At 68.7% G+C, this 21,444-nt stretch carries 21 protein-coding genes; 11 read left to right on the forward strand and 10 right to left on the reverse strand.

Annotated elements, in window-relative coordinates; all coding sequences use genetic code 11:
• The first annotated feature begins 185 nt into the window (after nucleotides 1-185).
• The 5 genes from BMX07_RS19120 to BMX07_RS19140 are packed head-to-tail and all read left to right on the forward strand — an operon-like array spanning nucleotide 186 to nucleotide 6,295.
• Entirely contained in the window at nucleotides 186-1,271 is a 1,086-nt protein-coding gene (locus BMX07_RS19120) for a M48 family metallopeptidase (protein WP_090621064.1), read from the forward strand.
• Nucleotides 1,268-2,902, forward strand: a complete 1,635-nt coding sequence (locus tag BMX07_RS19125) for a DUF4129 domain-containing protein (protein ID WP_090621067.1) — start codon at nucleotides 1,268-1,270, stop codon at nucleotides 2,900-2,902. Before BMX07_RS19120 ends, BMX07_RS19125 begins: the two co-directional genes overlap by 4 nt.
• On the forward strand, nucleotides 2,899-3,576 hold the full coding sequence (locus tag BMX07_RS19130) for a DUF7269 family protein (protein WP_090621070.1): 678 nt from the start codon (nucleotides 2,899-2,901) through the stop codon (nucleotides 3,574-3,576). Before BMX07_RS19125 ends, BMX07_RS19130 begins: the two co-directional genes overlap by 4 nt.
• Nucleotides 3,573-4,928: a DUF58 domain-containing protein gene (locus BMX07_RS19135; protein WP_090621073.1), complete on the forward strand. Its 1,356-nt coding sequence runs from the start codon at nucleotides 3,573-3,575 to the stop codon at nucleotides 4,926-4,928. Before BMX07_RS19130 ends, BMX07_RS19135 begins: the two co-directional genes overlap by 4 nt.
• Nucleotides 4,925-6,295, forward strand: coding sequence for a hypothetical protein (locus BMX07_RS19140; RefSeq protein WP_090621075.1), 1,371 nt, complete (start codon nucleotides 4,925-4,927; stop codon nucleotides 6,293-6,295). Before BMX07_RS19135 ends, BMX07_RS19140 begins: the two co-directional genes overlap by 4 nt.
• Here the strand turns inward: BMX07_RS19140 and BMX07_RS19145 are convergent.
• Nucleotides 6,281-7,249 carry an AAA family ATPase gene (locus BMX07_RS19145; RefSeq protein ID WP_090621078.1) on the reverse strand — a complete coding sequence of 323 codons (969 nt, stop codon included), beginning with the start codon at nucleotides 7,247-7,249 and terminating at the stop codon, nucleotides 6,281-6,283. The two genes, BMX07_RS19140 and BMX07_RS19145, sit on opposite strands and share 15 nt — an antisense overlap.
• A 275-nt stretch (nucleotides 7,250-7,524) precedes the next feature.
• On the opposite strand from BMX07_RS19145, the gene BMX07_RS19150 reads away from it, so the two are divergent.
• The gene (locus BMX07_RS19150; RefSeq protein ID WP_090621081.1) at nucleotides 7,525-7,965 is read left to right on the forward strand and encodes an SPW repeat protein; all 441 of its coding nucleotides are present in this window, start codon (nucleotides 7,525-7,527) and stop codon (nucleotides 7,963-7,965) included.
• 126 nt (nucleotides 7,966-8,091) lie between these two features.
• Here the strand turns inward: BMX07_RS19150 and BMX07_RS19155 are convergent, their stop codons facing one another.
• Nucleotides 8,092-9,111, reverse strand: a complete 1,020-nt coding sequence (locus tag BMX07_RS19155; RefSeq protein ID WP_394328402.1) for an AI-2E family transporter — start codon at nucleotides 9,109-9,111, stop codon at nucleotides 8,092-8,094.
• Between the two features lie 117 nt (nucleotides 9,112-9,228).
• On the opposite strand from BMX07_RS19155, the gene BMX07_RS19160 reads away from it, so the two are divergent.
• Nucleotides 9,229-9,966: a DUF547 domain-containing protein gene (locus BMX07_RS19160; RefSeq protein ID WP_090621087.1), complete on the forward strand. Its 738-nt coding sequence runs from the start codon at nucleotides 9,229-9,231 to the stop codon at nucleotides 9,964-9,966.
• Between the two features lie 28 nt (nucleotides 9,967-9,994).
• On the opposite strand, the gene BMX07_RS19165 is transcribed toward BMX07_RS19160, so the two are convergent.
• Entirely contained in the window at nucleotides 9,995-10,705 is a 711-nt protein-coding gene (locus BMX07_RS19165) for an amphi-Trp domain-containing protein (protein ID WP_090621089.1), read from the reverse strand.
• Between the two features lie 111 nt (nucleotides 10,706-10,816).
• On the opposite strand from BMX07_RS19165, the gene BMX07_RS19170 reads away from it, so the two are divergent.
• Nucleotides 10,817-11,620 carry an HNH endonuclease gene (locus BMX07_RS19170; protein WP_090621093.1) on the forward strand — a complete coding sequence of 268 codons (804 nt, stop codon included), beginning with the start codon at nucleotides 10,817-10,819 and terminating at the stop codon, nucleotides 11,618-11,620.
• A gap of 36 nt (nucleotides 11,621-11,656) precedes the next feature.
• On the opposite strand, the gene BMX07_RS19175 is transcribed toward BMX07_RS19170, so the two are convergent.
• Nucleotides 11,657-12,415, reverse strand: coding sequence for an Lrp/AsnC family transcriptional regulator (locus tag BMX07_RS19175; protein ID WP_090621097.1), 759 nt, complete (start codon nucleotides 12,413-12,415; stop codon nucleotides 11,657-11,659).
• A 160-nt stretch (nucleotides 12,416-12,575) separates the two neighbouring features.
• On the opposite strand from BMX07_RS19175, the gene BMX07_RS19180 reads away from it, so the two are divergent.
• Complete coding sequence (locus BMX07_RS19180) at nucleotides 12,576-13,454, forward strand: universal stress protein (protein WP_090621098.1); 879 nt, start codon at nucleotides 12,576-12,578, stop codon at nucleotides 13,452-13,454.
• A gap of 24 nt (nucleotides 13,455-13,478) precedes the next feature.
• On the opposite strand, the gene BMX07_RS19185 is transcribed toward BMX07_RS19180, so the two are convergent.
• The 6 genes from BMX07_RS19185 to BMX07_RS19210 form a co-directional block, all read right to left on the reverse strand.
• Nucleotides 13,479-14,207: a nucleoside phosphorylase gene (locus tag BMX07_RS19185; protein WP_090621100.1), complete on the reverse strand. Its 729-nt coding sequence runs from the start codon at nucleotides 14,205-14,207 to the stop codon at nucleotides 13,479-13,481.
• 148 nt (nucleotides 14,208-14,355) lie between these two features.
• Nucleotides 14,356-14,658: a HalOD1 output domain-containing protein gene (locus BMX07_RS19190; protein WP_090621102.1), complete on the reverse strand. Its 303-nt coding sequence runs from the start codon at nucleotides 14,656-14,658 to the stop codon at nucleotides 14,356-14,358.
• Between the two features lie 140 nt (nucleotides 14,659-14,798).
• Nucleotides 14,799-15,683: an ATP-dependent ribose-1-phosphate kinase gene (locus tag BMX07_RS19195; protein ID WP_090621103.1), complete on the reverse strand. Its 885-nt coding sequence runs from the start codon at nucleotides 15,681-15,683 to the stop codon at nucleotides 14,799-14,801.
• Between the two features lie 85 nt (nucleotides 15,684-15,768).
• On the reverse strand, nucleotides 15,769-16,590 hold the full coding sequence (locus BMX07_RS19200) for a DUF63 family protein (protein WP_090621104.1): 822 nt from the start codon (nucleotides 16,588-16,590) through the stop codon (nucleotides 15,769-15,771).
• A gap of 118 nt (nucleotides 16,591-16,708) precedes the next feature.
• Entirely contained in the window at nucleotides 16,709-17,728 is a 1,020-nt protein-coding gene (locus BMX07_RS19205; protein ID WP_090621106.1) for a ribose 1,5-bisphosphate isomerase, read from the reverse strand.
• A gap of 210 nt (nucleotides 17,729-17,938) precedes the next feature.
• Nucleotides 17,939-18,736 (reverse strand): hypothetical protein, encoded by a 798-nt coding sequence (locus BMX07_RS19210; protein WP_175480214.1) that lies wholly within the window; start codon nucleotides 18,734-18,736, stop codon nucleotides 17,939-17,941.
• Nucleotides 18,737-19,233: 497 nt separating this feature from the next.
• Between BMX07_RS19210 and deoC the strand changes: the two genes are divergently transcribed.
• Nucleotides 19,234-19,890 carry a deoxyribose-phosphate aldolase gene (gene deoC / locus BMX07_RS19215; RefSeq protein WP_090621111.1) on the forward strand — a complete coding sequence of 219 codons (657 nt, stop codon included), beginning with the start codon at nucleotides 19,234-19,236 and terminating at the stop codon, nucleotides 19,888-19,890.
• A 128-nt stretch (nucleotides 19,891-20,018) separates the two neighbouring features.
• Nucleotides 20,019-21,440, forward strand: coding sequence for a universal stress protein (locus BMX07_RS19220; RefSeq protein ID WP_090621112.1), 1,422 nt, complete (start codon nucleotides 20,019-20,021; stop codon nucleotides 21,438-21,440).
• Nucleotides 21,441-21,444 lie beyond the last annotated feature (4 nt).

Here is a 21,444-nt window from a genome sequence, read left to right on the forward strand (position 1 = left end):
GGTGTCTCCGTCGTAGAGATCGCTCCGGACGCGCACGGTCACGCTACGTTCCGGGCCGGCTTGAACGCTGTACCCGGAGTGGATCGCCCACGTGTCGCGTCCGCCGGCGGCGAACGTGAATTCGAGGGTGAACGAACGAGGAAAATTTTTGGTGGTGGGACCGAGAATTCGGGCCATCACCCTCCATGAAGCTTCGGTTACAGATCTGTGCGGTCCTCGGCGTCTTCGTCGCGGTCAACGCCGTGTTCGTCCTCGTACTGCTGTGGACGTACGGCGTTTTGTTGCCGGTAATCGTCGGCGGCGCCATCGTCTTCCTCCAGCACGGGACCGTCCCGGTCGATTTCGTCCGCCTGCCGGTGTCGTGGGCCACGGCGCTGTTGCTGATCGTCGGATTCCTCGCGGCCCAGACCTACTACGGGTACCGACGCGTCCTCGCCGGAACCGGTGGGACGGCCGGTGACGGTGACCACGCCGTCGCCCGAACGGTCCGACGGCTGGCGATGATCGCCGACATCCCGGAGCCGGACGTCCGCGTCGTCGACGACGAGACGGCGAGCTGTTACACCGTCGGCCGGCTCACCGACGCGACGATCGTCGTCACGACCGGGGTCGTCGACCGCCTCGACGCCGACGAACTCGAGGCGGTGCTCGCCCACGAGATCGCACACGTCGCCAACCGGGACGTGACGCTGATGACGATCGCGACGCTGTTCCTCGAGATCGCGGATCGAGCGTACCATGCTGCACTGCTCGCCCGCCGTGCCCTGACCGATCCCGACGAACTGTCCGGCGGCGGCCGGGTCGCGCTGTACTGGTTTCTCCCGCTGGTCGCGCTCACCTACGTGCTCGTCGCGCCGATCCTGTGGGTGTTCCCCGCGATCGCCGACTGGGCGACGCGGGCCCTGTCGCACGCACGGGAGTTCAGCGCGGACGCCGCGGCCGCCCGGATCACCGGCAAGCCGATGGCGCTGGCGAGTGCGCTGGTGACGCTCGCCGAGACGAGCGAGACGCCGGCGACGGACCTCCGAACGGACCGAACCAGCGCGCTCTGTATCGTCCCGAGCGAACTCGTGACCGGCGACGACACCGCGTCGCTGCCCGCGATCCGCCGACCGCTGGACGCCCCCCAGCGGCGCGAGCGCGTGACGTCGTGGCTCGAGGGCACCACGCCGCCGGGCCCCGTCGCGTCGCCGTCCGACACCCACCCGTCGGTCGAGCAACGCGTGCGCGAGTTATCCGATATGGCGGTCGAACTGGAGGGGCAGCCGTGACGGGAGGACGACGACTCCTGTTCGTCGTCGGGTGCCTGTGTTGTCTGTTCGTCGTCGCCAGCGCACTTCCCGCGGCCGATCCGCGACTCGACGGCCCCGGGCAGTCGGACGGAGAGCCGATCGCGGGCGACTGGGACTCGATCGACGGAACCCCCGAGATCGTCACGGACCCGTCGGATGTCGCGAACGAGACGGACGATGTCGACGACGGCGACACCGACACCGAGGAAATCACGATCGACGGCGCGCTCGAACCGGGCAACGTGGTGACGGTCGATATCGGCCTTTCTGGGATGTACAGCGCCGAGACGATCGCGGTGAACGGCGAGAACGTCACGGAAGCCAGCGTGCTTGGCGAGTCGAACATCACCGTCCCCTACGCCGAGGCGATGACCGTCTCGGTTCCCGCGGACGGCCGCTCGCGGACGTTCGATATCCGGACCGACGCCACGATCGAGACCCACGGTGAGGTGGCACCGAACCGCGACCTCGAGATCGCGGCGGCGGTCGGATCGACGCCGGTGCCCGGCGCGACGGTGACGCTCGACGGCGAGGCGGTCGCGACGACCGACGAGGACGGCGAGGCGACGGTGACGATGCCCGAGACCGCCCGGTCGGTGGAACTGCACGTCGAACGCGATCCCGTGACCGGCGAGCGCACCGTCGACGTCGGCGAGCCGACGGTCACGTTCGTCTCCCCGCTGTTGTTCCCGGGCGGGCCCGCCCCGGTACAGGTGTCGGCCGACGGCGACCCCGTTCCGAACGCGACGGTGACGCTCGAGGACGGCGGCACGTCGAGCACCGGCGACGACGGGATGGCGCGGCTCTGGCTGCCGATCGACGACGAGGCGACCGTGACGGTCGAGGTCGGCGCGGAGACGGCGACGGCGACGGTCGGGAACCTCTATCTCCGACTGACGGCGGTCGTCGTGTTCGTCCCCGGGTTCGCGATCGGCGGCGTGCTGACCTACCTTCGGGTGGCCGCCGCCCGCGAGCGCCGTCGCGGAATCCAGTGGTCCGGTTCGTTCGTCGCACTGGCGGACTTCGTCGCGGGTCTCGCGGACGCGTTCGAGTGGCTTTTCGGCGCACTCGTCGGCTGGGGCGGGCCGTCGCTGTCCATCCCGACGATTCCGCTGCCGACGTTCTCGCTCCCGCGTCCCGCGTTCGACGGCGTCGGTCTCGGGGCTCCGTCCCTCGGCTCGGCGCTCTCGTTCGGCGGCCTCCCGTCGCTCGGGTCGCGCGATCGGCCATCGACCGGCGGCGGGGGCTCGCTGCTCGAGCGCTTGCTGGGAACCGACGACGAGCCCGAGACGCCGCCGGCGGAGGAGACGGGGCCCGAACTGGCCGACGAGCCGCTCGCGCCTCGCGGCCCGCACGCGGAGATCCGCGCCGCGTGGCACGCGTTCCTCGACCGACTCGGGCTCGAGGATCGGGAGACGGCGACCCCCGGAGAGGCGGCCCGGACGGCCCTCGCTGCCGGGCTCCCGGCCGACCGCGTGACTCGGCTCGTCGCGATCGTTCGCGACGTCGAGTACGGCGGGCGCGAGCCGACGCCGGATCGAGTGGCCGAGGCTCGAGCCACGGTCCGTGAGCTGCTCGACCGCGATGACGACGAGGAGGGATCGACGTGAGCCGCAGCTCGTCCGACGGGCTGGGGTCGCGAACGATCGCCCTGCTCGGGTCGGTCGACACGGAGCGACTCGCGACTACTGTCGTCGGTGCCGGTGCCCTGCTGGCGGTCGGGACGGTGCTGTTTGGCGGCTTCCTCCCGTCCGCCCGCTTCCTCTCGTGGCTGCTGTATCCGCTCGCGGTGCTGTTCCCGGTGTTCGGCGTGGTGATCGCCGCGGGCGCATGCTGGTGGGTTTGGACCGTCGAGCGACCGAGCGACGCGCCGCTGGTCGCGGAGCCGCCGCCCGAGACGGCGCTCACCGGAACGGAGTACACGGTCGGTCGCACGGCGGATCGAACCCTCTCCACAGCCGCGCAGGGGTGGTACCGTTGCCGACCGAACGAGTCGACTGCGGACGTTCGTCGTCGGCTCTTCGCCGGCGCGGTTCGCGTCGTCACCACGAAACGCGGGCTCGCGACCGACACAGCCCGCGACGCCGTTCGATCGGGAACGTGGACCGACGACCCGGTCGCTGCTGCGTTCCTCGCCGACAAGCTGCGCCAGCCGCGTCGCGAACGGCTGCGGGCCGCGGTCGATCCCGGAGCAGCCTATCGTCGCCGCGTTCGGCGCACCCTCGCGGCGATCGAAGCGATCGATGACGGCACGGACCGGACCGCTGGAGAGGTGGACCGATGACCGGCCGAACCGTCGACCGGCTCGACGGCGGCGAGTGGGCCATCGCCGCGACGCTCGTGTTCGCGGGATTCGGCCTCGTCGTCGGCAGCCAACTCCTCGTCGTCGCCGCCACGCTCCCGCTGTGGTACGTCGCTGCAGCCGTTTTCGGGACCGAACCGGATACGATGCTCGACGTTCGGCGACGAATCACGGTCTCCGACGGCTCGAGCCGCGGATCGACGACGGACGACGGCGAGCCCGCTCGGTCCGACTCCGGGGTGGTCGCCGGCGATCCCGGCGAGACAGTCACCGTCCGGACGACCGTCCGGAACGCCGGGTCGGACACGATCGTCGATCTGCGCGTCGTCGACGGCGTGCCGGACGCGGTCCCGGTCGTTTCAGGCTCCCCGCGGACGTCGGCCACCCTCGAGCCGCTCGCGGAGACGACCCTCGAGTACGAGGTCGAACTCCGGCGCGGCGAGTACGCGTTCGACGACCCGACGGTTCGAGCGCGCGACCTCACGGGGACGATGGCCGAGACGTGGCGGCCGAGCACGGACGGCGACGACGCGATCCGCTGTTCGTCGGTCGTCGAGTCGGTGCCGCTGGGCGACGGAACGAACGACTACGCGGGCGAGGTACCGACCGACGAGGGCGGGAGCGGAGTCGAGTTCTACTCCGTCCGGGACTACGAGCCGGGCGATCCGGTCGGCTCGATCGACTGGCGGCGATACGCCGGGACGCGGGAGCTGGCGACCGTCGAGTATCGCGCCGAGCGAGCGACGCGGATCGTCTGCGTCGTCGACGCCCGCTCGAGCCAGTTTCGCGCGGCGACGACCGCACACCTTCCTGCGATCGAGCGCTCGGTCGCCGCGGCCGAGCGGACGTTCGAGGCGCTGGTGGACGCGGGCCATCCGACCGGCATCGTCGGCATCTACGCCGATCAGCTGCCGTCGGTCGCCCCGGGGACCGATCCCGCCACGCGACGGGAGGCGTCTCGCGTACTGGACGCGCTCCGGGACTCCGAACGAGTCGGGTACTGGCCCGTTGCCCAACCGGACACCGACGATTTCGTCACGGACCTCCCCCGCAGGCTTCCCGGCGAGGCGCAGGTGTACCTGTTCTCCTCGTTCGTCGACGACGACCCGGTCGAACTCGTCGCGGCGCTTCGGGCCCGCGGGTACGCCGTTCGCGTCGTTTCGCCCGCCGTCACCGCCGGCGAGACCGACATCGCGACCCGGCTCGAGGCCCTCGATCGGGGGACGCGACTCGCTCGAGCCCGTTCGACGGGGGCCCGCGTGATCGACTGGGAGCGCGAGCGATCGCTCGGCGTCCTCCTCCGCGACGCGATCGGCGAGGTGAGGACCCGATGAGCCGCGACGATCGGCTCCCAGCGACGACGGGACGAGCGATCGTGGTCGCAGCCGCCGTCGGGACGATCGCGCTCGCCGTGTTCGAACCGACGGTGGTCGCCGGCGCGCTCCTCGGAATCGGGTTCGCGGCGACGGTCGAACTGTTCGACGGCTCGTACTGGCGTGTAGCGGTCGCCGCAGCACTGCTCCCGCCCCTCTCGCTCGCGGGGGTCGCCGTCGTCGGTCTCTCTGGGACACCGGTTCCGGCCCTCCTGGTGATCGTGGGCGCGCTCACCGCCGGAACCGCCAGCGGTGGCGTCGTCGGTCATCCGACGCCGTCCGTCCTCCTGCGAACGGGTGCGGCCGCGCTATGTGGGGCGGTCGCCGCCGGCGGCGCGGCGCTGTTGGCGATCGGTTCCGGTTCCGCGGGCGGCCTGCGGCCGCTACTCGCGTCGGCGATGTGGATCGCCGGCGACGGTGCGATCGGACTGGCCGTCGCGATCGGTGCCGCCTGCGTCGCGGTCGTGGGCGCGCTCTTCCTCGTTCCCCCCGCGGCCGTCACCGTCCCCACGGGACGCAGCTCCTACCGCACGAACCGAATCGCGATCGCGACGGGTATCGCGGTTCTGACCGTGCTCGCGCTCGTCGTCCTGTCGGCGCTAACGGTCCTCTCCTGGTACGTGCCGGCGCTCGAGTCGATCGTCGACAGCGCCGTCGTTCGGGGACCGATCGCGGCCGTGACGATCGCGGCGGTCGCCGTCGCCGGGTTCGCGGCGGTCGTTCGCGGATCGTGGGTCCAGAGCGAGGGCCGGCGCAACGCCGTCGTCGCGTTCGTCGTCGGATCGATACTGGGCGTGGGGCTCTCGTTTGCGGGGACGGTCGCTGCCGGCGTCGAAACGTCGCTCGCGGTCCTCGGCTTCGGCGCGACGGCGGTCGTTCTCGGTGGCGTCTGGCTGGGTGCCTGGCTGTACGAGGGCAGACTGCTGGCAGACGACACGATGGTCCCGCACCCCGTGACCGCGCTCGCTGCCGTGCTCGGGGTCGGCGCCGTCGTCGTCGGGACGAGCGCCGATGTCGCGACCCTCGACCTCGAGACGGTCCGGGCCGGAACGGCGACGCTCGTCGCAACCGCGGCCGCCCTGTTCGCGTACGATGTCGGCCGCTACGGACGGACGCTCACACGAGAGGTCGGACTCGAGGCCGACCGGCGGGCACAGCTCGTGCGACTCGGGTGGAGCGGGGCGGTCGCGGCCGTCGGCGTTCCCGTCGCGGCCGTCGGTCTGGTGGGGGCGACGGTCCTGGCGCCGACGCTGTCGATTCCGGCGACGGCGGGCGTGGTCGCGGCCGTGATCGCGGTCGTCGGCGGCGCGTGGTTACTGGTCGGCTGACGGGGACGTCATCGCCGGCACGTCACACTCCTCGAGGACGGAGTCGATGACCGCACGCCGAGAGACGCCGTCGACGCTGGCTTCCGGCGTCAACACGAGCCGGTGGGCGAGCGCTGGCCCGGCGATCCGCTTGACGTCCTCCGGGACGACGTACTCGCGACCCTCGAGGGCGGCGCGGGCACGGCTCACCTCGAACAGCCGCTGGACGCCCCGCGGCGAGACGCCGACGTCGACGCGGCCGTCGGTCCGCGTCGTTCGGCAGACGTCGCCGATGTAGTCGCGTACGGGTCCCTCGACGGCGATCGTCTCTGGGACGTCCTGGAGTTCCAGCACGGCCGCACGGTCGATGACCGGCTCGACGGTCGGGTCCGGACGGTCGCGGTCGGCCCGACGGTCGATCAGTTCGCGGGTCCCGTCGGCGTCGGGGTACCCCAGCGAGGTCTTGATCATGAAGCGGTCGCGTTGGGCTTCCGGGAGTTCGAACGTCCCCTCCTGCTCGACGGGATTCTGCGTCGCGATGACGACGAACGGCTCCGGAAGCGCGTGGGTGTCGCCGTCGACGGTCACCTGCCCTTCCGCCATCGCCTCCAGTAGGGCGGACTGGGTCTTCGGCGGCGCGCGGTTGATCTCGTCCGCGAGCACGACGTTCGCGAACACCGGGCCGGGTGTGAAGTGAAACTCGCCGGTCTCCTCCTCGAACACGTACGAGCCGGTGATATCGGAGGGCATGAGATCCGGCGTGAACTGAATCCGGGCAAACTCGAGCCCGAGCGCGGTCGCGAACGACTGCGCGGTGAGCGTCTTGCCCGTTCCGGGCACGTCCTCGAGCAGGACGTGCCCGCGGGCGAGCAACCCGGCCGTGACTTCCTCGAGGACGGTTCGATCGGCGACGACCGCGGAGAGGATCTCGTCGACGACGGCCTCCGCCGTCGCCGCAGCGTCGGGGACTGACATACCCATACCGGTTCCGCGGTCGACTTATAACTCACGACAGCCGACACGAACGGGCCCGGGTCGGGGGGATAGCCGTTCGCGGGCGACCGGCAGTGCGAGCGGCATCGATCGATACCCGTACTCGGCCGGCCGGTCTCCGATTCGCTTCGGCGTCTCCCGGCCGAAGTCGGGTTGTTCGGCCGAACGGCCGGTGAGAACCGTCGATTCGTGTTTTCCCGACAGGTGCAGGCACTGTCGTTTTGCCCGGACCGCAGCTATCGTGTTTCGAGGAACACATGAGTGATACCCCGAACACCGAGGCCGGCCGCGACACCCGCACCGACTACACCTCACTGAACACGGACGCGATGCAGTGGGTGAGTGCCCTCATCGCGCTGATCGGGCTCTACCTCGTCGCGTCGCCGTTCATCTTCGAGTCGACGGACGCGGCGATCTGGAACGACACGCTCGTCGGAACGGCAATCTTCCTGACCGCCGGCTACAACTTCTACCGGCTGTCGAGGAATCGGTTGGCGAGCGTCGGCGTCGCCTCGTTGGCCGCCCTGCTCGGCCTCTGGGCGCTCGTCTCGCCGTCGGTCATCGAGATGGGGAGCGGCCAACTGGCGACCGGAACCGCGATCTCCGGCGCGGTCGTCGCCGCCCTCGCGGCGTACAACGCCTACGCGAACAACAAGGCCGACACGCCCGAGCAGGCCCGCGCTCGAGCCCGAACGTGAACGGCCACGTGTTTCGACCGCAGTCGGCGTTCCGATTTCGAACGGGGCGAGGAGCGCGACGCGAGCGAACCCGCTGTATGTCAGCCGGCGGTCGAAGGTCGCAGTCGCTCGGTGTCGCCCGCCGACTCACTGCATGCCTGACGCGTCCTCGAGCCGCTCGTAGTGGTCGTTCACGACGTCCAGCGTCGCGAGCAGCGCGCCGAGGACGACGGGGCCGTAGAACAGCCCCATGACGCCGAAGGCGTAGACGCCGCCGAGGACGCCGAGGATGATGACGGCGGGGTTGAGTTCGGCGTACCGATCGACGAGAACCGGTCGGAGGTAGTCGTCCGAGAGGCCGACGACGACCGTGCTGTAGGCGAACAGCCCCACCCCGAGCAGCGGCTCCCCGGTCAGGAACAGGAAGATCACGGCCGGCCCCCACACCATGAACGAGCCGATCAGCGGGATCAACGAGAGGATGATCATGATGAACGTCCAGAACGCCGCGTTCGGGACCCCGGTCGCGAGCAGTCCCAGCCCGGCGATCGTCCCCTGAATGATCGCGATCAGCACGTGCCCCGCGAGGACGGCCCACATGACCTCGTCGAGCTCCCGGTAGAAATCGTCCTGTACGTCGTCCGGCAGCGGCGTCAGCTCTCGCATCCACGCCAGCAGATCGGTGCCGTCCTTGAGCAGGTAGTAGAGCAGGAAGACCGCGAGGCCCAGCCCGATCAGCACGTGCGTGATCGTGCTGAACCACTCGGTCGATCGCTCGAGTGCGACCGTTCCGACGTTCTGTGCGGCGTCGGCGAGCGCCGACGGCAGATCGACGTTGCGACCGGTCTCCGCCTCGATCGCCCGCTCGAGCTCCGCCATCTCCAGCGAGTCGGTGTTGACGTTCTCGAGGAGCCGCCGGGCGTCGCTGGCGACCGCCGCGACGACGGCGACCAGCGGGACGACGAAGCCAGCGATCGCGAGGGCGACGAGTGCGAGCGCCGCGATCGCCGGCGGGACTCGCCGTTCGAGCCGCTCCTGCGCCGGATAGAGGACGTACGCCACGAGGATGGCACCGAGAACGTACTGGAAAAAGGGCAGCACGAGCAACAGCGAGAGGTACGCGAAGAGTGCGACGAGTACGAGGAGGAACCCCTTGCTGAGATTCACGACCATTATTTCCGGCCTCGGGGAGATAAAACCACAGCTTGAACTTATTCTCAGTCCGGACTGTCGTGTGTAGCCGTCACACGGCTTCAAGGGGCTGGTTCGCTAATTCCTATCCGAATGTCGACTCAGCTCGATCCCCTCTCGCTCTCGGCCGATCTCCTCTATACGGTCAAGACCGAAGGCGACGCTGACCCGCTGCGAGAGCATCTGGCAGCGCTCGAGCGATCGCAACTGGATCGAGCGCTGGCCAGTCGCGAGGGGAAGCTTTCCTTCTGGCTCAACTGTTACAACGCCTACGCGCAGCTGCTGCTGGAGGAGGAAGACCCCGACCTGCTCGAGGGGGGCCTCCTCGACCAGTGGAAGTTCTTCGCGCGGGATCAGATCCCCATCAGCGGAGTCTGGCTGAGTCTCAACGACATCGAACACGGGTTGCTCCGCAGTTCGAAACAGCCGTGGGGGCTCGGCTACGTGCCTCGCGTGTTCCCCTCGTCGTTCGAGCGCCAGTTTCGTCTCGCGGAGTGCGATCCGCGGGTTCACTTCGCGCTGACCCACGCGGCCGGCCACTGCCCGCCGATCGCCGTCTACTCGCCGCGGGATGTCGACGAGGAACTGGACATCGCGATCGAGTGGTTCCTGGAGGAGAACGTCACGTACGATTCCGGGGCGAACACTGCGACGGTCCCGCGGCTCTTCCGACAGTACCGCGGGGATTTCGGCGGGAAACGCGGCATCGTCTCGTTTCTCCGGCAGTACAACGCCGTCCCGGACGACACCACGCCGTCGCTCGAGTACGAACAGGTCGACCACTCCGCGGAGCTCGACGTGAATCTCGAGGGCGACGACGTCAAGCCGTAGGCCGCGCTCGTTCCGGACCGTCGTCGGCTCACTCCCGTCGTTCGACGGTCGCGGTCGGCGCGCTGCGCATCACGCTCCGCGCGGCTCGTTCGGCGTTCGACCGCGAGGCGTACCCTTCGCCGCTGTCGGCGACGATGTTCCCGTTCCAGTGGACGAGCCGCCAGCGCCACTGTCCGGCCCTGTCCTCGTAGACCTCGAAGCGGCTGGTGCGGCCGGTCTCGCCGTCCGCCGCCCCGTCGGCGTCCTCGGCCGCGTCGGCCTCGTCTTCGCGTCCGCCGCGATCGGTGACTCCCTCGAGCGGCATCACCGCCGCCGCGGGATCGACGTCTGCTGCGTCCGTCCTGACGCGGTCATCGTCGGCATCAGCATCGGCGTCGGCACCGGCATCAGCATCGCCGTCGGCGTCGGCGTCGCTGGCAGCGTCCCGCTCGGCGATCCGCACGCTCGAGTCGTCCGGGTCGTCCCACTCGAGTTCGACCTCCAGTTCGGCGACCGGCGGCTCCGCGACGGCATCGTGCCCAGCCTCGAACTCGGCGACGACCCGCTCCGGGACCGCGACCCCGACGCTCCGGTCGTCGCCGTTCAGCCGGACCGGTTGCCCGGTTTCGAAGGCCGTCGCGAACTCGCGGAAGACGGTGGCGAGGGCCGCGCGGTCGTACGCTCGCTCGAGTTTGAATTCGTCCTCGTCGGCCGCGTCCGAGTCGTCCGGTCGGTTCGCATCGTCCGGCGAATCGTTCATACGGGATCGTACCACGGACTGCGGGATAGTGTTTCGTCCGCTCCGCTCACCTTGCGCTCCCGATCGCGCCCTGCCGGAGCGTTTTTGTCGTCTCGCTGTCTTCGCTCGCCCGTGACTTCACGCGACTGGACTGCCGACTCGGATGCCGTCTTCGACCGCGACGCGTTCACGTGTCGCCACTGCGGGGCCGTCGGCGACGACGAACCGACGACGCACCGACCGTTCCCCGTCGGCGACGTCCCGCTCGAGGGCGACGTCCACGAGAGCGCGCTCGTCACCGTCTGTGACGAGTGTTTCGAGACGCTCGACGCCCCGGCCCCGACGGAAGCCATCGCCGGCGACGAACTGTTTCGGCTCGTTCGCGACACAACTCGCGTTCAGGGGGCGACCATCTCGGACGTCGCCGGGTTCGCGTCGCTCGCGACGTCGCTTCCCGCGACGCTCGAGACCGCCCTCGAGCCCGGCACCGACGCGGACGTCGACGAATCGGTCTCGGAGTTCCGCCGGACGAGACGCGACGTCCTGCTCGCGATCGCCGTCGTCGACGCCCGCCTCGAGCGACTCGCCGCGCTCGAGGACGAGGGGTACGACGCCGAGACGCGGACCGCGCTACGGGCGTTCGCCGACACCGCGGTCGAACTGCAGTCGGCACTCCGCGAGGTCGTCGCGCTCGGCGAAACGGTCGCGACCGGACTCGATCGCTGTCACGGCTGCTTCGAGCCGCACGAGGGCGAGGTGTGTCCGACCTGCGGGCTCGAGACGCGCGAAACGGACGACTGGCGTCAGGACGACGGGACTCTCGCGTTCGACCGGCTGTTCACGACGATCAACGAGCGGCTGCAGGGGGCCGCCGAGACGACCGAGACGCTGACCGACCGAACGACGGCGCTGGCGGAGCAACTCACGGCGCAGTAATCGGGACGGCAACCGCTCTCGTCGGCCACGCCGGGGTCAGGAGTCGGCGACCTCGCTTGAGCGGAAGCTCGTGATCGTCTCGTCGGTCACCCCGTTGCGGGAGAAGACCGTGACGATGTCGTCCGGGCGAATTTTCGTGTCACCGTGGGGCGTCACGACGGTGTCGTCCCGTTCGATCGCGATCACGAGCGTATCGTCGGTGAACGTTTCGCGACGAGCGGCTTCCTGTAAACTCATGCCGGCGACGGGAGCGTCGCGATCGACCGTCACCTCGGCGACCTCGGCGTCGCCCGAGAGGCTGATGAAGTCCGTGAGCATGGCCTCGCGGGTCTCGTTCCCGGGGCCGAACGGCGAGTACGCCTGCGTCGTCTCGCTCTGGACGAGGACCTCGTCTTCGATCTCGAGGCCGAGATCCGAGAGCGAGCGGGCGATCCGGCGCAGATCTTCGGTATCGGCCCCGACCGCGAGCACGTGCAGATTCCGGCGGCCGGTCAGCAGCTCCCGAATGTTGATCACGCCGGGGATGATCCGCGCCTGTTGCGCGATCGCTTCGCGCTCGGAGACGGGCGCGTTGCACATGAAGAGGTTCGTGAGGTGTCCCTCCGCCTGCTCGAAGTCGATGCTCGCGTGATAGCCGGTGATCACGCCCCTGTCCTCGAGCTGTGCGATCCGGTTTCTGATCGTCCCGGGCGAGACGTTCACTTCCTCCGCGATCGTCGGTGCCGAGATCGTCCGCGCATCGTCCATCAGCGCGTGAACGATTCGACGATCGATCTCGTCGAGCCGCGTGTCCATACTCTCCCTGTATTCGGTCGACTACTATATGCTATGTTACTCGACGCCGGTGTCGGTACCCGTTCGCAGCGAGCCGAAGATCGCCGCTCGCGGATCGACGAACGCGGGCCGGTCACTCGCACCGAGCGCTTTATGCACTCGTCGTCGAACGATCACGCGAATGATCGAGGACGCGGACGGGCCCGCTGATTCGGGCGAGTATCGCGTACTGGTACCGCTGTCAAATCCCCACACGGAGCAGCACCTGATCGAGCTGGCCAGCACGCTCGCCGCCGAACGCGACGGCGTCGTCGACGCGGTACACATCGTGCAGGTCCCCGATCAGACGCCGCTGGAGCGCGCCGGCGAACATCTCGACCGGATCGACGAGGAATCCGCGAACCTACTCGAGCAGGCCCGCGAACACGCCACGGCGTACGATGTGCCGATCGAAACGACGACGATCGTCTCCCACCGCTCGTTCGAGGAGGTGTTCGACGCCGCTCGTGAACACGACGCCGATCAGGTCGTGATCGGCTGGGGAGAGAACCGACCGTGGGCAGCGGGCCGTGCCGAGCAACCGCTCGACGAACTCGCCCACGACCTTCCGTGTGATTTCCTCGTCCTGAAAGATCGGGGCTACGACCCCGGACGGATCCTCCTGTCGACCGCCGGCGGCCCGGACTCCGAGCTTGGGGCGGAGGTCGCGAAAACGCTGCACTCGCAGACCGGCGCGTCGGTCCAGCTGCTCCACGTCGTCGACGAGGACGAGCGGGAGGCCGGCGAGCAGTTCCTCGCGGACTGGGCGGCCGAGCACGGCTTCGGAGACGCCGTGCTGACGGTCGACACCTTGGGCGACGTCGAGGGCGCGATCGCCCGCGAGGCCGCCGACGAGACGCTCGTGATCATCGGTGCGACGGAACGCGGGCTCCTCTCCCGACTCGTCCGCGGCTCGCTCGTGTTCGACGTCGTCGACGACCTGGACAGCTCCGTGCTGCTCGCCGAGCGGCCGACGAAACGGTCGCTCCGCGAACGGCTCTTCGGTCGCTCGAAAGAGTAGGTGCGGGCGTTCGGTTCCGAGCCGTTACAGTTCGGTCGCGGCCTCGAGCGCGATGTCGATCGCGCGGCCGACGTTGTTCTTGGCCTTGTCGGGGAGTTCGTCGTCCTCGGTGTCGGTCCCCTTCTGGGTGCCGTCGACGAGGTTGCCGTCGACGGTACAGATCGCGCCGGCGCGCAGACCCTTGCGGCGGGTCAGCGAGAAGACGGCGGCGGCCTCCATCTCGACGGAGAGCATCCCGGCGGCCTCCCAGTCGTCGACGGCGTCGTCGGTCTCGGCGTAGTAGGCGTCGTCGGAGGCGATCGGTCCCACGTGAACGTCCTCGCCGTTCGCTTCCGCCGAATCGACGAGCGCCGACAGGACGTCGTAGTCCGGCACGGCGGGGTACTCGGCGGCCTCGTAGCGCTTGCTCGTCCCCTCGTTTTTCGCCGCGCCCGTCGCGACGATCATGTCGCCGATCTCGATGCCCGACTGGAGCGCCCCGGTCGTTCCGACGCGGACGAACGTCTCGACGCCGACGTTGGCCAGTTCTTCGACGGCGATCGCGGCGGAGGGACAGCCGATCCCCGTCGAGCAGATGGTCAGCTCTCGTCCCTCGTAGGTGGCGTTGACCACCTTGTACTCGCGGTTTTGCGCGATCGTTTCGGACTCGTCGCAGTGGTCGGCGATCCGGTCGACCCGCCCGGGATCGCCGGGAATGAGCGCGATGTCGGTCAGCTCTCCGTCGTCGACCAGCAGGTGTGGCTGCGTCGCCATACCGTCGGATTCCGCGGGTGGCACAAAAAAAGTTCGAGGAAGGGCCGAGGAGCGTCCCACTCGTCGGGCGATCCTCGACGCCACCCCCTTTCTGTACCCGACCGGTGGTCGCCGCGGTGAATCGGTGTCGCCGGGTGTCGTCGGGCGATCACTCGGTCGGGCACACGTCGACGCGCTCGGATCGGATCGTGACCACCGCGTCGTCTATCTCGAACTCGACGACCCCCTTCGAGCGGGCGGTACCGCTGTTCGTCTCGGCGAAGAGGCTGTCGAGTGCGTCCGGATCGATGTAGTCGTACAGCTGCGTGCTGGCCGCGGTGACGTCGTCACCGAAATACCGGGCCAGTGCCATCGCAGCGGCGATACTCGGCGGCTCGTCCGCACGTCGGTCGTATTGGATGCGCCGTCGAAGGCCACATCCGTGGGACTCGGTTACCCTTCCTTCCGTCATGTCTCTCAGTCACAGGATCGTGACTGTTCACTCGAGTGGGCAACGTCCCCGCCCATATAACTACCGTCAGACAACATCGGGTGAGAACCGCACGACGGCGGCGGCTCCGGGGGAACACGGGGGTGGGATGAAAGCCCCGGTCAGGATCGGCGCGTGAGAACGTCTTCGACCGCCCCCGCCGTCGGCGCGCTCCGCGCCCCGTCGCGGCTCGCGGTCAGCGCACCGCAGGCGTTGCCGTAGGCCAGTGCGCGGTCGATATCGCGCTCCTCGAGCCACGTCGCGAGGAATCCCGCGGCGAACGCGTCGCCCGCGCCGGCCGTGTCCACGGGGTCGACGTCGAACCCGGCGTGGACGAACTCGCCGTCGGGCGCGTACGCCTCCGCGCCGTCGGCACCGCAGGTGACGACGACGATTCGATCGCTCCCCGCGTCGATCGACTCGCCGTCGAACAGCGCCGCGGCCTCCCGGTCGGTCAGGAAGAGGACGTCGGCGAGCGCGAGCGCGTCGCCGTAGTCCCGGTCCCCGAGCCGGCGACCGGGATCGAAGCTGACGGGGATTCCGGCCTCGTCCGCGATCCGCGCGATCGCGGCGGCGGTGTCGGGTCGCTGCCCCGTGAGGTGGACGTGATCGGCCGCCCGGATGCGATCCGGCTCGAGGTCGGCCGGCGCGACCGCCTCGTTGACGCCGTCGTTGCCGAGTATCGCGACCTCGCCCGCCTCGTCGACCAGCAGGTACTTGACCGCGGTTTCGGCCCCCTCGACCACGCGAACGCCGCCGAGAGAGACGCCCGCGGCCTCGAGTTCCCGGCGCGCGAGCAGCCCGTTGTCGTCGTCGCCGACGCTGCCGACCAGCCCGGTCTCGACGCCGAGACCGCCCAGCGCGGCGGCGACGTTGGCGGCGCTGCCGCCGCCGGACTGGCGCTGCGAGCGGATCGACGCCTCGCCGTCGGGTTCGGGCAGTCTGTCGACGCGAAGCGTCACGTCCCAGTTGACGTGGCCGGCCGTGAGTACCGTGACCGAATCCATTCGATGCGTGGAGGAAATGGTCCCGTGCGGCAAAAATCTAGGTGGCGGCGCGAGGGGGTCGCGATGCCGACGGCGCTCGCCGCGCTCAGGCCACGGTGAACAACAGCACGTTGTGAACGGCCGGGCCGAGGCCGACCGCGGCGACCAGCGCGAGGAGCGTCCGGGCCTGCCGCGGCGCTTCCTCGACGTACTCCCGGAACAGTCCGAGGATGCCCATCGCGAGCGCGACCTTGACGAGGACGAACAGCCAGCCGGCACCGATGTAGTCGGCGGTCGGCAGCGCCTCGCCCGCCTCGAGGATCAGCAGGGAGAGCGGGACGTCCTCGCCGGCCGCGAGGACGTCGTAGCCGATCGCGGTCGTGACGCCGTCCAAGGTGTGGCCGAAGACGACGAGCGCGCCGGTCGCGCCCGTGGTCGCCGCGACGTCGGTGAACCAGAGGCTCAGTGCGATCCAGGCGATCGCGGTGACGATACCGGCGATGACGACGCTGATGACCGGCCAGAACGGCTCGAAGGTCCCCAGATCGAGGCTCTGAAAGAGCGCGAACATCGTGAAGACGGCGAAAAACGCCGTCCCGGCGATGCCGACGAATCGGGGAATCGTCGACTGGAGCCCGCCGACGTGGAGGAACACGCCGACGATCCAGACGATTCCGGCGAGGATCGCGGTCACCGCGTAGACCATCGGCGCGGTGAACAGTGGTTCGATACTCGCCGGAAACGCGTCTATCTTGTAGAGTACGTGGAGGGTCGCACCGAACATCATCCACGGCGCGAACGCCAGCACGGTCCGATCAGTTACCGGCGGCTCGATCGCCCACAGCAGCGCGATGACGCTCCCCAGGATCACGACCACCGGAACCAGCAGGTACCACGGCGGGACGACGAACCCCTCGGGTAATACCATAGGGAATACTGGGACACACCAGCAACTAACAGTTTCCGATTGTGAACCGTTCACAGCTGTGACGGATTCCGCGGTGACGGACGGCGGCCGTCGCCCGTCAGACCGGGAATCCGTCGGCTCACGTCTCCCAGGGTTCGTCCGTCGTCTCGCCGAATAACTCCCGCATGAGTGTCACGATGCTCTCCGGCGGGAACTGGCCGCGTTCGGTGACGATCGCGTCGACGTACCGCGGCGGGGTGACGTCGAAGGCCGGGTTCTCGACGCGCAGTCCGTCGTCGGTCGCGACCGCGTCGGGTCCGTCGCCATCCGCCCCGTCGGCGTCGGCAGCGCCGGTGATCGACGCTCGCTCCTCGTCCGAGAGCAGCTCCCGCTCGTCGCGCATCTCGATCTCGACGGTGTGGCCCGTCATCGTGTCCGGATGGAGCTTGATCGTCTGGGCCGCCACCATCACCGGCACGCCCCGCTCGCGGGCGTTCACCGCCAGCCCGCTCGTCCCGATTTTGTTGACGACGCTGCCGTCCGCCGCGATGCTGTCGGCGCCGACCAGCACGTGGTCCGCCCGATCCAGGTATCGGCGAGCCGCGTTGTCCGCGATCAGCGTCACCGGCACGTCCCACTCGCGCAACTGCCGCGCCGTGATGTGGCCCTGCTTGCGGGGCCGGGTCTCCTTGACGATCGCCTCGAGTTCCGTGCCCGACTCGAGGGCGGCCTCGAGACACGAGAGGGCGTCCGTCGAGTGGCAGTGGGTCATCACGACGTCGCCGTCGCGGAGGCGGTTGGCGCCGATCTCGCCGAGCGTGTCCTGGGCGGCTGCGAGGTCGCGCTGGAAGGACTCGGCGCGCTCGATCGTCGACGTCCGGAGGGCGGCGACGGTGTCGCCGTCGACGCCGCGGAGGACGTACCGGAGGGCGTTCGGGAGGCTGACGGCGGTCGGTCGGGTCTCGTAGAGCGTTCTGGCGGCGGTTCGCAGCTCTCGTCGGAACGCGGCCGGGGTGTCGGCCGCGGAGCGGTCGGCCTGGGTCGCAAGCGCCGCGGCGGCGGCGTCGGCGATGGTCGCCGCGCCGCGAATCCGCATCTCGGAGATGTCCTCGGCGGTGGATTCGACGGCTGGAACGACGCTGGGTTCGCCAGTGACCATGGAGTCTCCTTACACCGCACCGCTGAAAAGCGTGCTGTCGGGTGGCTGGCCGAGAGCGCCGTCGGTGTCGCCACTCGAGCCCGACCGACATTCGGTAGTCGCCACGGCGCATAGAACTCAGCAGCAGTCTTCAGACGGAACGGCGACAATCCGGTGGACGGATCGCCGACGCCCACCGGATAGCCGGCCGCGCCGACGGCGACAGTCGCGTTACATCCAGGGGATGTACTTCCTGCGCTCCGTCTCGTACCCGTTGTCGATCACGGAGACGGCACTCGAGACGGCCTCGGTCTCGTTCTGGCCGATCCCGACACTCGTCAGCCACGTGAGATTGTCGACGTCACCGGCGTAGAGACCGACGCCGACGTCGATACGGCCCTGATTGTGTTCGTTGCTGTCGATCCACCCGTCGTTCTCGGTGTAGATGTCTTCCCGTGCCGTCTTTCCGTCTGGAGTCCCGATTCGTTGCCCGTCGAACTCTTTCTTCCAGTCCTGCCGCTGGGCGAAGGCCACGTACTGCCCGTCGTGAGTAGCGACGACGACGTCGTATCCATCCCGACTGGTCAGCCATGCTTCGTTGTCCGTCCCGTCGTCGGACCCGATCGTGGGCGTCGCGATCGTATAGAACGTGTAGTCACCGTTCGCGGAGAGCGTAGCTTCACTGCGAAGAAGGATCGCGGGCGTGTCCTTGGATATGAGGGCCAGCTGGTAGAGATCGACGGTTCCGTTCGTTACGGGTAGCAAAGTCGACATATACGCTTCCATAACAAGTGCATTCGTCACGTTCACCTCGCTTGACGACGCGTCCGTCCGGGCGTTCCGTGTTACGGATCCGTCGTAGACGATCGTATCCACCCCATCAACGAGGATATTCGACCGATTCTGGCTGTAAACCTCCTCGAGGCGTGCGCCTCGCTGATCCGCCGTGTCGTATTGCTCGGCCGAGGCACCGATCTCCCAGCCGTCCCCGCTCGAAGAGAGCGGGATATCGACGTCCTCGGCGGCCACGGGTTTCGCCGCTCCCAATACGCCGAGACTCGGTATCGCTGTCGCTGCACTCTTCAGGACCGTCCGACGAGTACTCTGGTCAACCATTGCATCTAACGTTATGTGGCAGTGGAAATTAAATTCTCCTATGCTTATACAATCATTTTATTTATTTTGTATTAAGAACAGCTCTGGGGGTTCGAGAGCGGTTTACTCGCAGTGTGTAATTCTCTCAGACGGCGTGGCGACGGGTATGCGCTCGTCTCGACGGATGGTACCGACCGCGATGCGTTTCGAGAACCTGCCGCCTCAGCCTCCGATGGGAACGGTTCCAGATCGACGATCCCGTCTCCGGATCGAGTTGCACGTGCTCGTCGCGGACGGTGCAGAGAGGGGGAGAGCGATCTGCGATCGTGTACTGGCGGTGCAGCTGAATCGCGGGTCGATGCCCGAGGTCCGGACAGCGCAGTCGCGGGTAATCGGGCGACTTTTTGCCCGTCCGGAAATTCGAGGGAGGTATGAACCGGAACGAACTCGCCCCCCTGATCGATCACACCGTTCTCGGTCCGGAGACGACCCCTGACGACGTCCGGACCGTCCTCGATGCGGCCGCCGAATACGGAATGAACGCCTGCATCCCGCCGTACGCGGTCGAGATGGCCGCCGAGTACGCTCCCGACGTGACCCTCGCGACGGTGGTCGGCTTCCCGCACGGCCAGCACGCTCCCGCGGTGAAGCGACGCGAAGGGGTGATGGCCTGGAAGGCCGGCGCGGACGAACTCGACGTCGTCATCAACGTCGGCCGCCTGAAAGCCGGCGAGACCGACGCCGTCAGGGACGAACTCGCGGAGCTGGTCGCCGCCGTCCCGATCCCGGTCAAGGTGATCATCGAAACCGCGCTGCTGACCGACGCGGAGAAGCGGCTGGCCTGCGAAGCCGCCGACGCGGCCGACGCCGCGATGGTGAAAACGTCGACCGGCTTTGCGGACGGCGGCGCGACCGTCGCCGACGTCGAACTCATGCGCGAGTACCTCCCCGTCAAAGCCAGCGGCGGCGTCGGCAGCTACGAGGACGCCCTCGCCATGCTCGAGGCCGGAGCCGAACGGATCGGGGCCTCGAGCGGCGTCGAAATCCTCGCGGGCGCGCCCGAGTCGGAAATGGATCGCGGACGATAGGACGCGGACGATAATGGATCGCGGACGATAGGACGCGGACGACCGGGGACGAACCGGTCGGCGCGGGCCGCCCCAATCGTCCGAGCGAAGCCAAACAGTTTTGACCGATCCCCGAACTACGAACCCCTATGCTCGAGCAGGTGCGAGCGCGATTGGTCGCGCTCGCGAGGCGGCTCCGACGACTCGAGCGACGCGAACTCGACTCCTTCGTTCGGTGGCTCGAGCACACGGGGAACCTGTTGCACCTCTCGGTGCTGGTGTTCGTGCCGCTGCTGATCGCGGCGGTGACGTGGCTCGCGAATATGTCGGCGGCGATCTCGTTCCTGCTGTTTCCGCCGCTGGCGTCCGGGACGTACACGCTCTTTGCCGACCCCGAGGGAAAGTACGCGACGCCGTCGAAGTTCGTCGGCGGGATGACCGTTGGGGCGCTCTGTGGCTGGCTCGCACTCGCGCTCGCGGCCACGGCCGGCTTCGACGACGGTGGCGTCAGCGCGTCCGGTGCCGCTCTCGGCGTCTTCTTCACCGGCGTCTGTACCTGGGCGCTCGACCTGGAGGAGCCGACGGCGTTCTCGACCGCGCTCCTCGTGCTCGTCACCGGCAACGCGCAGTTGGCCTACGTCCTCGGGATCGTCGTCTCGAGTTCGTTCGTCGCGGCCGCGTTCGTCGTCTGGCGGAACCACTTCTACGAGCAGCGCGCGCGATATCTCTACCAGACGACCAACGGAGACGACCACGTCCTCGTCCCGATGGCCGATACCGGGGAGTCGGTCGCCCGTTTCGCCGCGTCGATCGCCGGCGCACACGATGCGGGGAAGGTGGTCCTCTTCGACGTCGTCGACGAGGAAGACGTCGAGCAACGAGGCTCCGCGGACGACGCGGGAGACGAGACGACGGCGGCCGAACGCGCGGCCAGCGACGCCGGTCGCCGCCTCGAGTCGCTCGCAACGTCCCTCGAGCGCGCGTACGACGTCCCCTGCGAAGTCGTCGTCGCGGCCGACGGGCGGCAGTCGGCCGGCCTCGTCCTCCGCACCGCGCGCCAGCAGAACTGCGATCTCATCGTCACGCCCTACGCGGAGAGCGATCGCGGCGGCCTCTCGACGTTCATCAGCGGCCTGTTCGACAGCGAAATCGACGTGATCGCCTTCCGGTCGAACGGGGACGGTGACCGACGGCAGTGGCGAGATAGTCTCGTCGCGGTCCGGGGTGCCGGCGACACCGCTCGCGCGATGCTCGACTTCGCGATCCGGGTGACCGAGGCCGGCCGGACGATCAGCGTGTGTACCTGTATCGACACCGAATCGCGTCGCAGGATGGCAGAGAGTTCGCTCGCGGACCTGATCGACGCGTTCTCCGGCCGGTTCGAGACCCACGTCGCGACCGAATCGGTCGAGTCCTACCTCTCGCGGGTCGCCCCGCGGTACGACGTCTGTGTCATCGGCTCGAGCACGGACCGGTCGGCCGCCTCGCGGTTCGTCTCCCCGCCGACGTTCCGGAAGCTCAGCGACCTCGAGACCGACGTGGCGATCGTCCACCGCGGGCGGCACCGATAGCGAT

The sequence above is a fragment of the Natrinema salaciae genome (assembly GCF_900110865.1).
In the GTDB taxonomy this organism is placed as follows: domain Archaea; phylum Halobacteriota; class Halobacteria; order Halobacteriales; family Natrialbaceae; genus Natrinema; species Natrinema salaciae.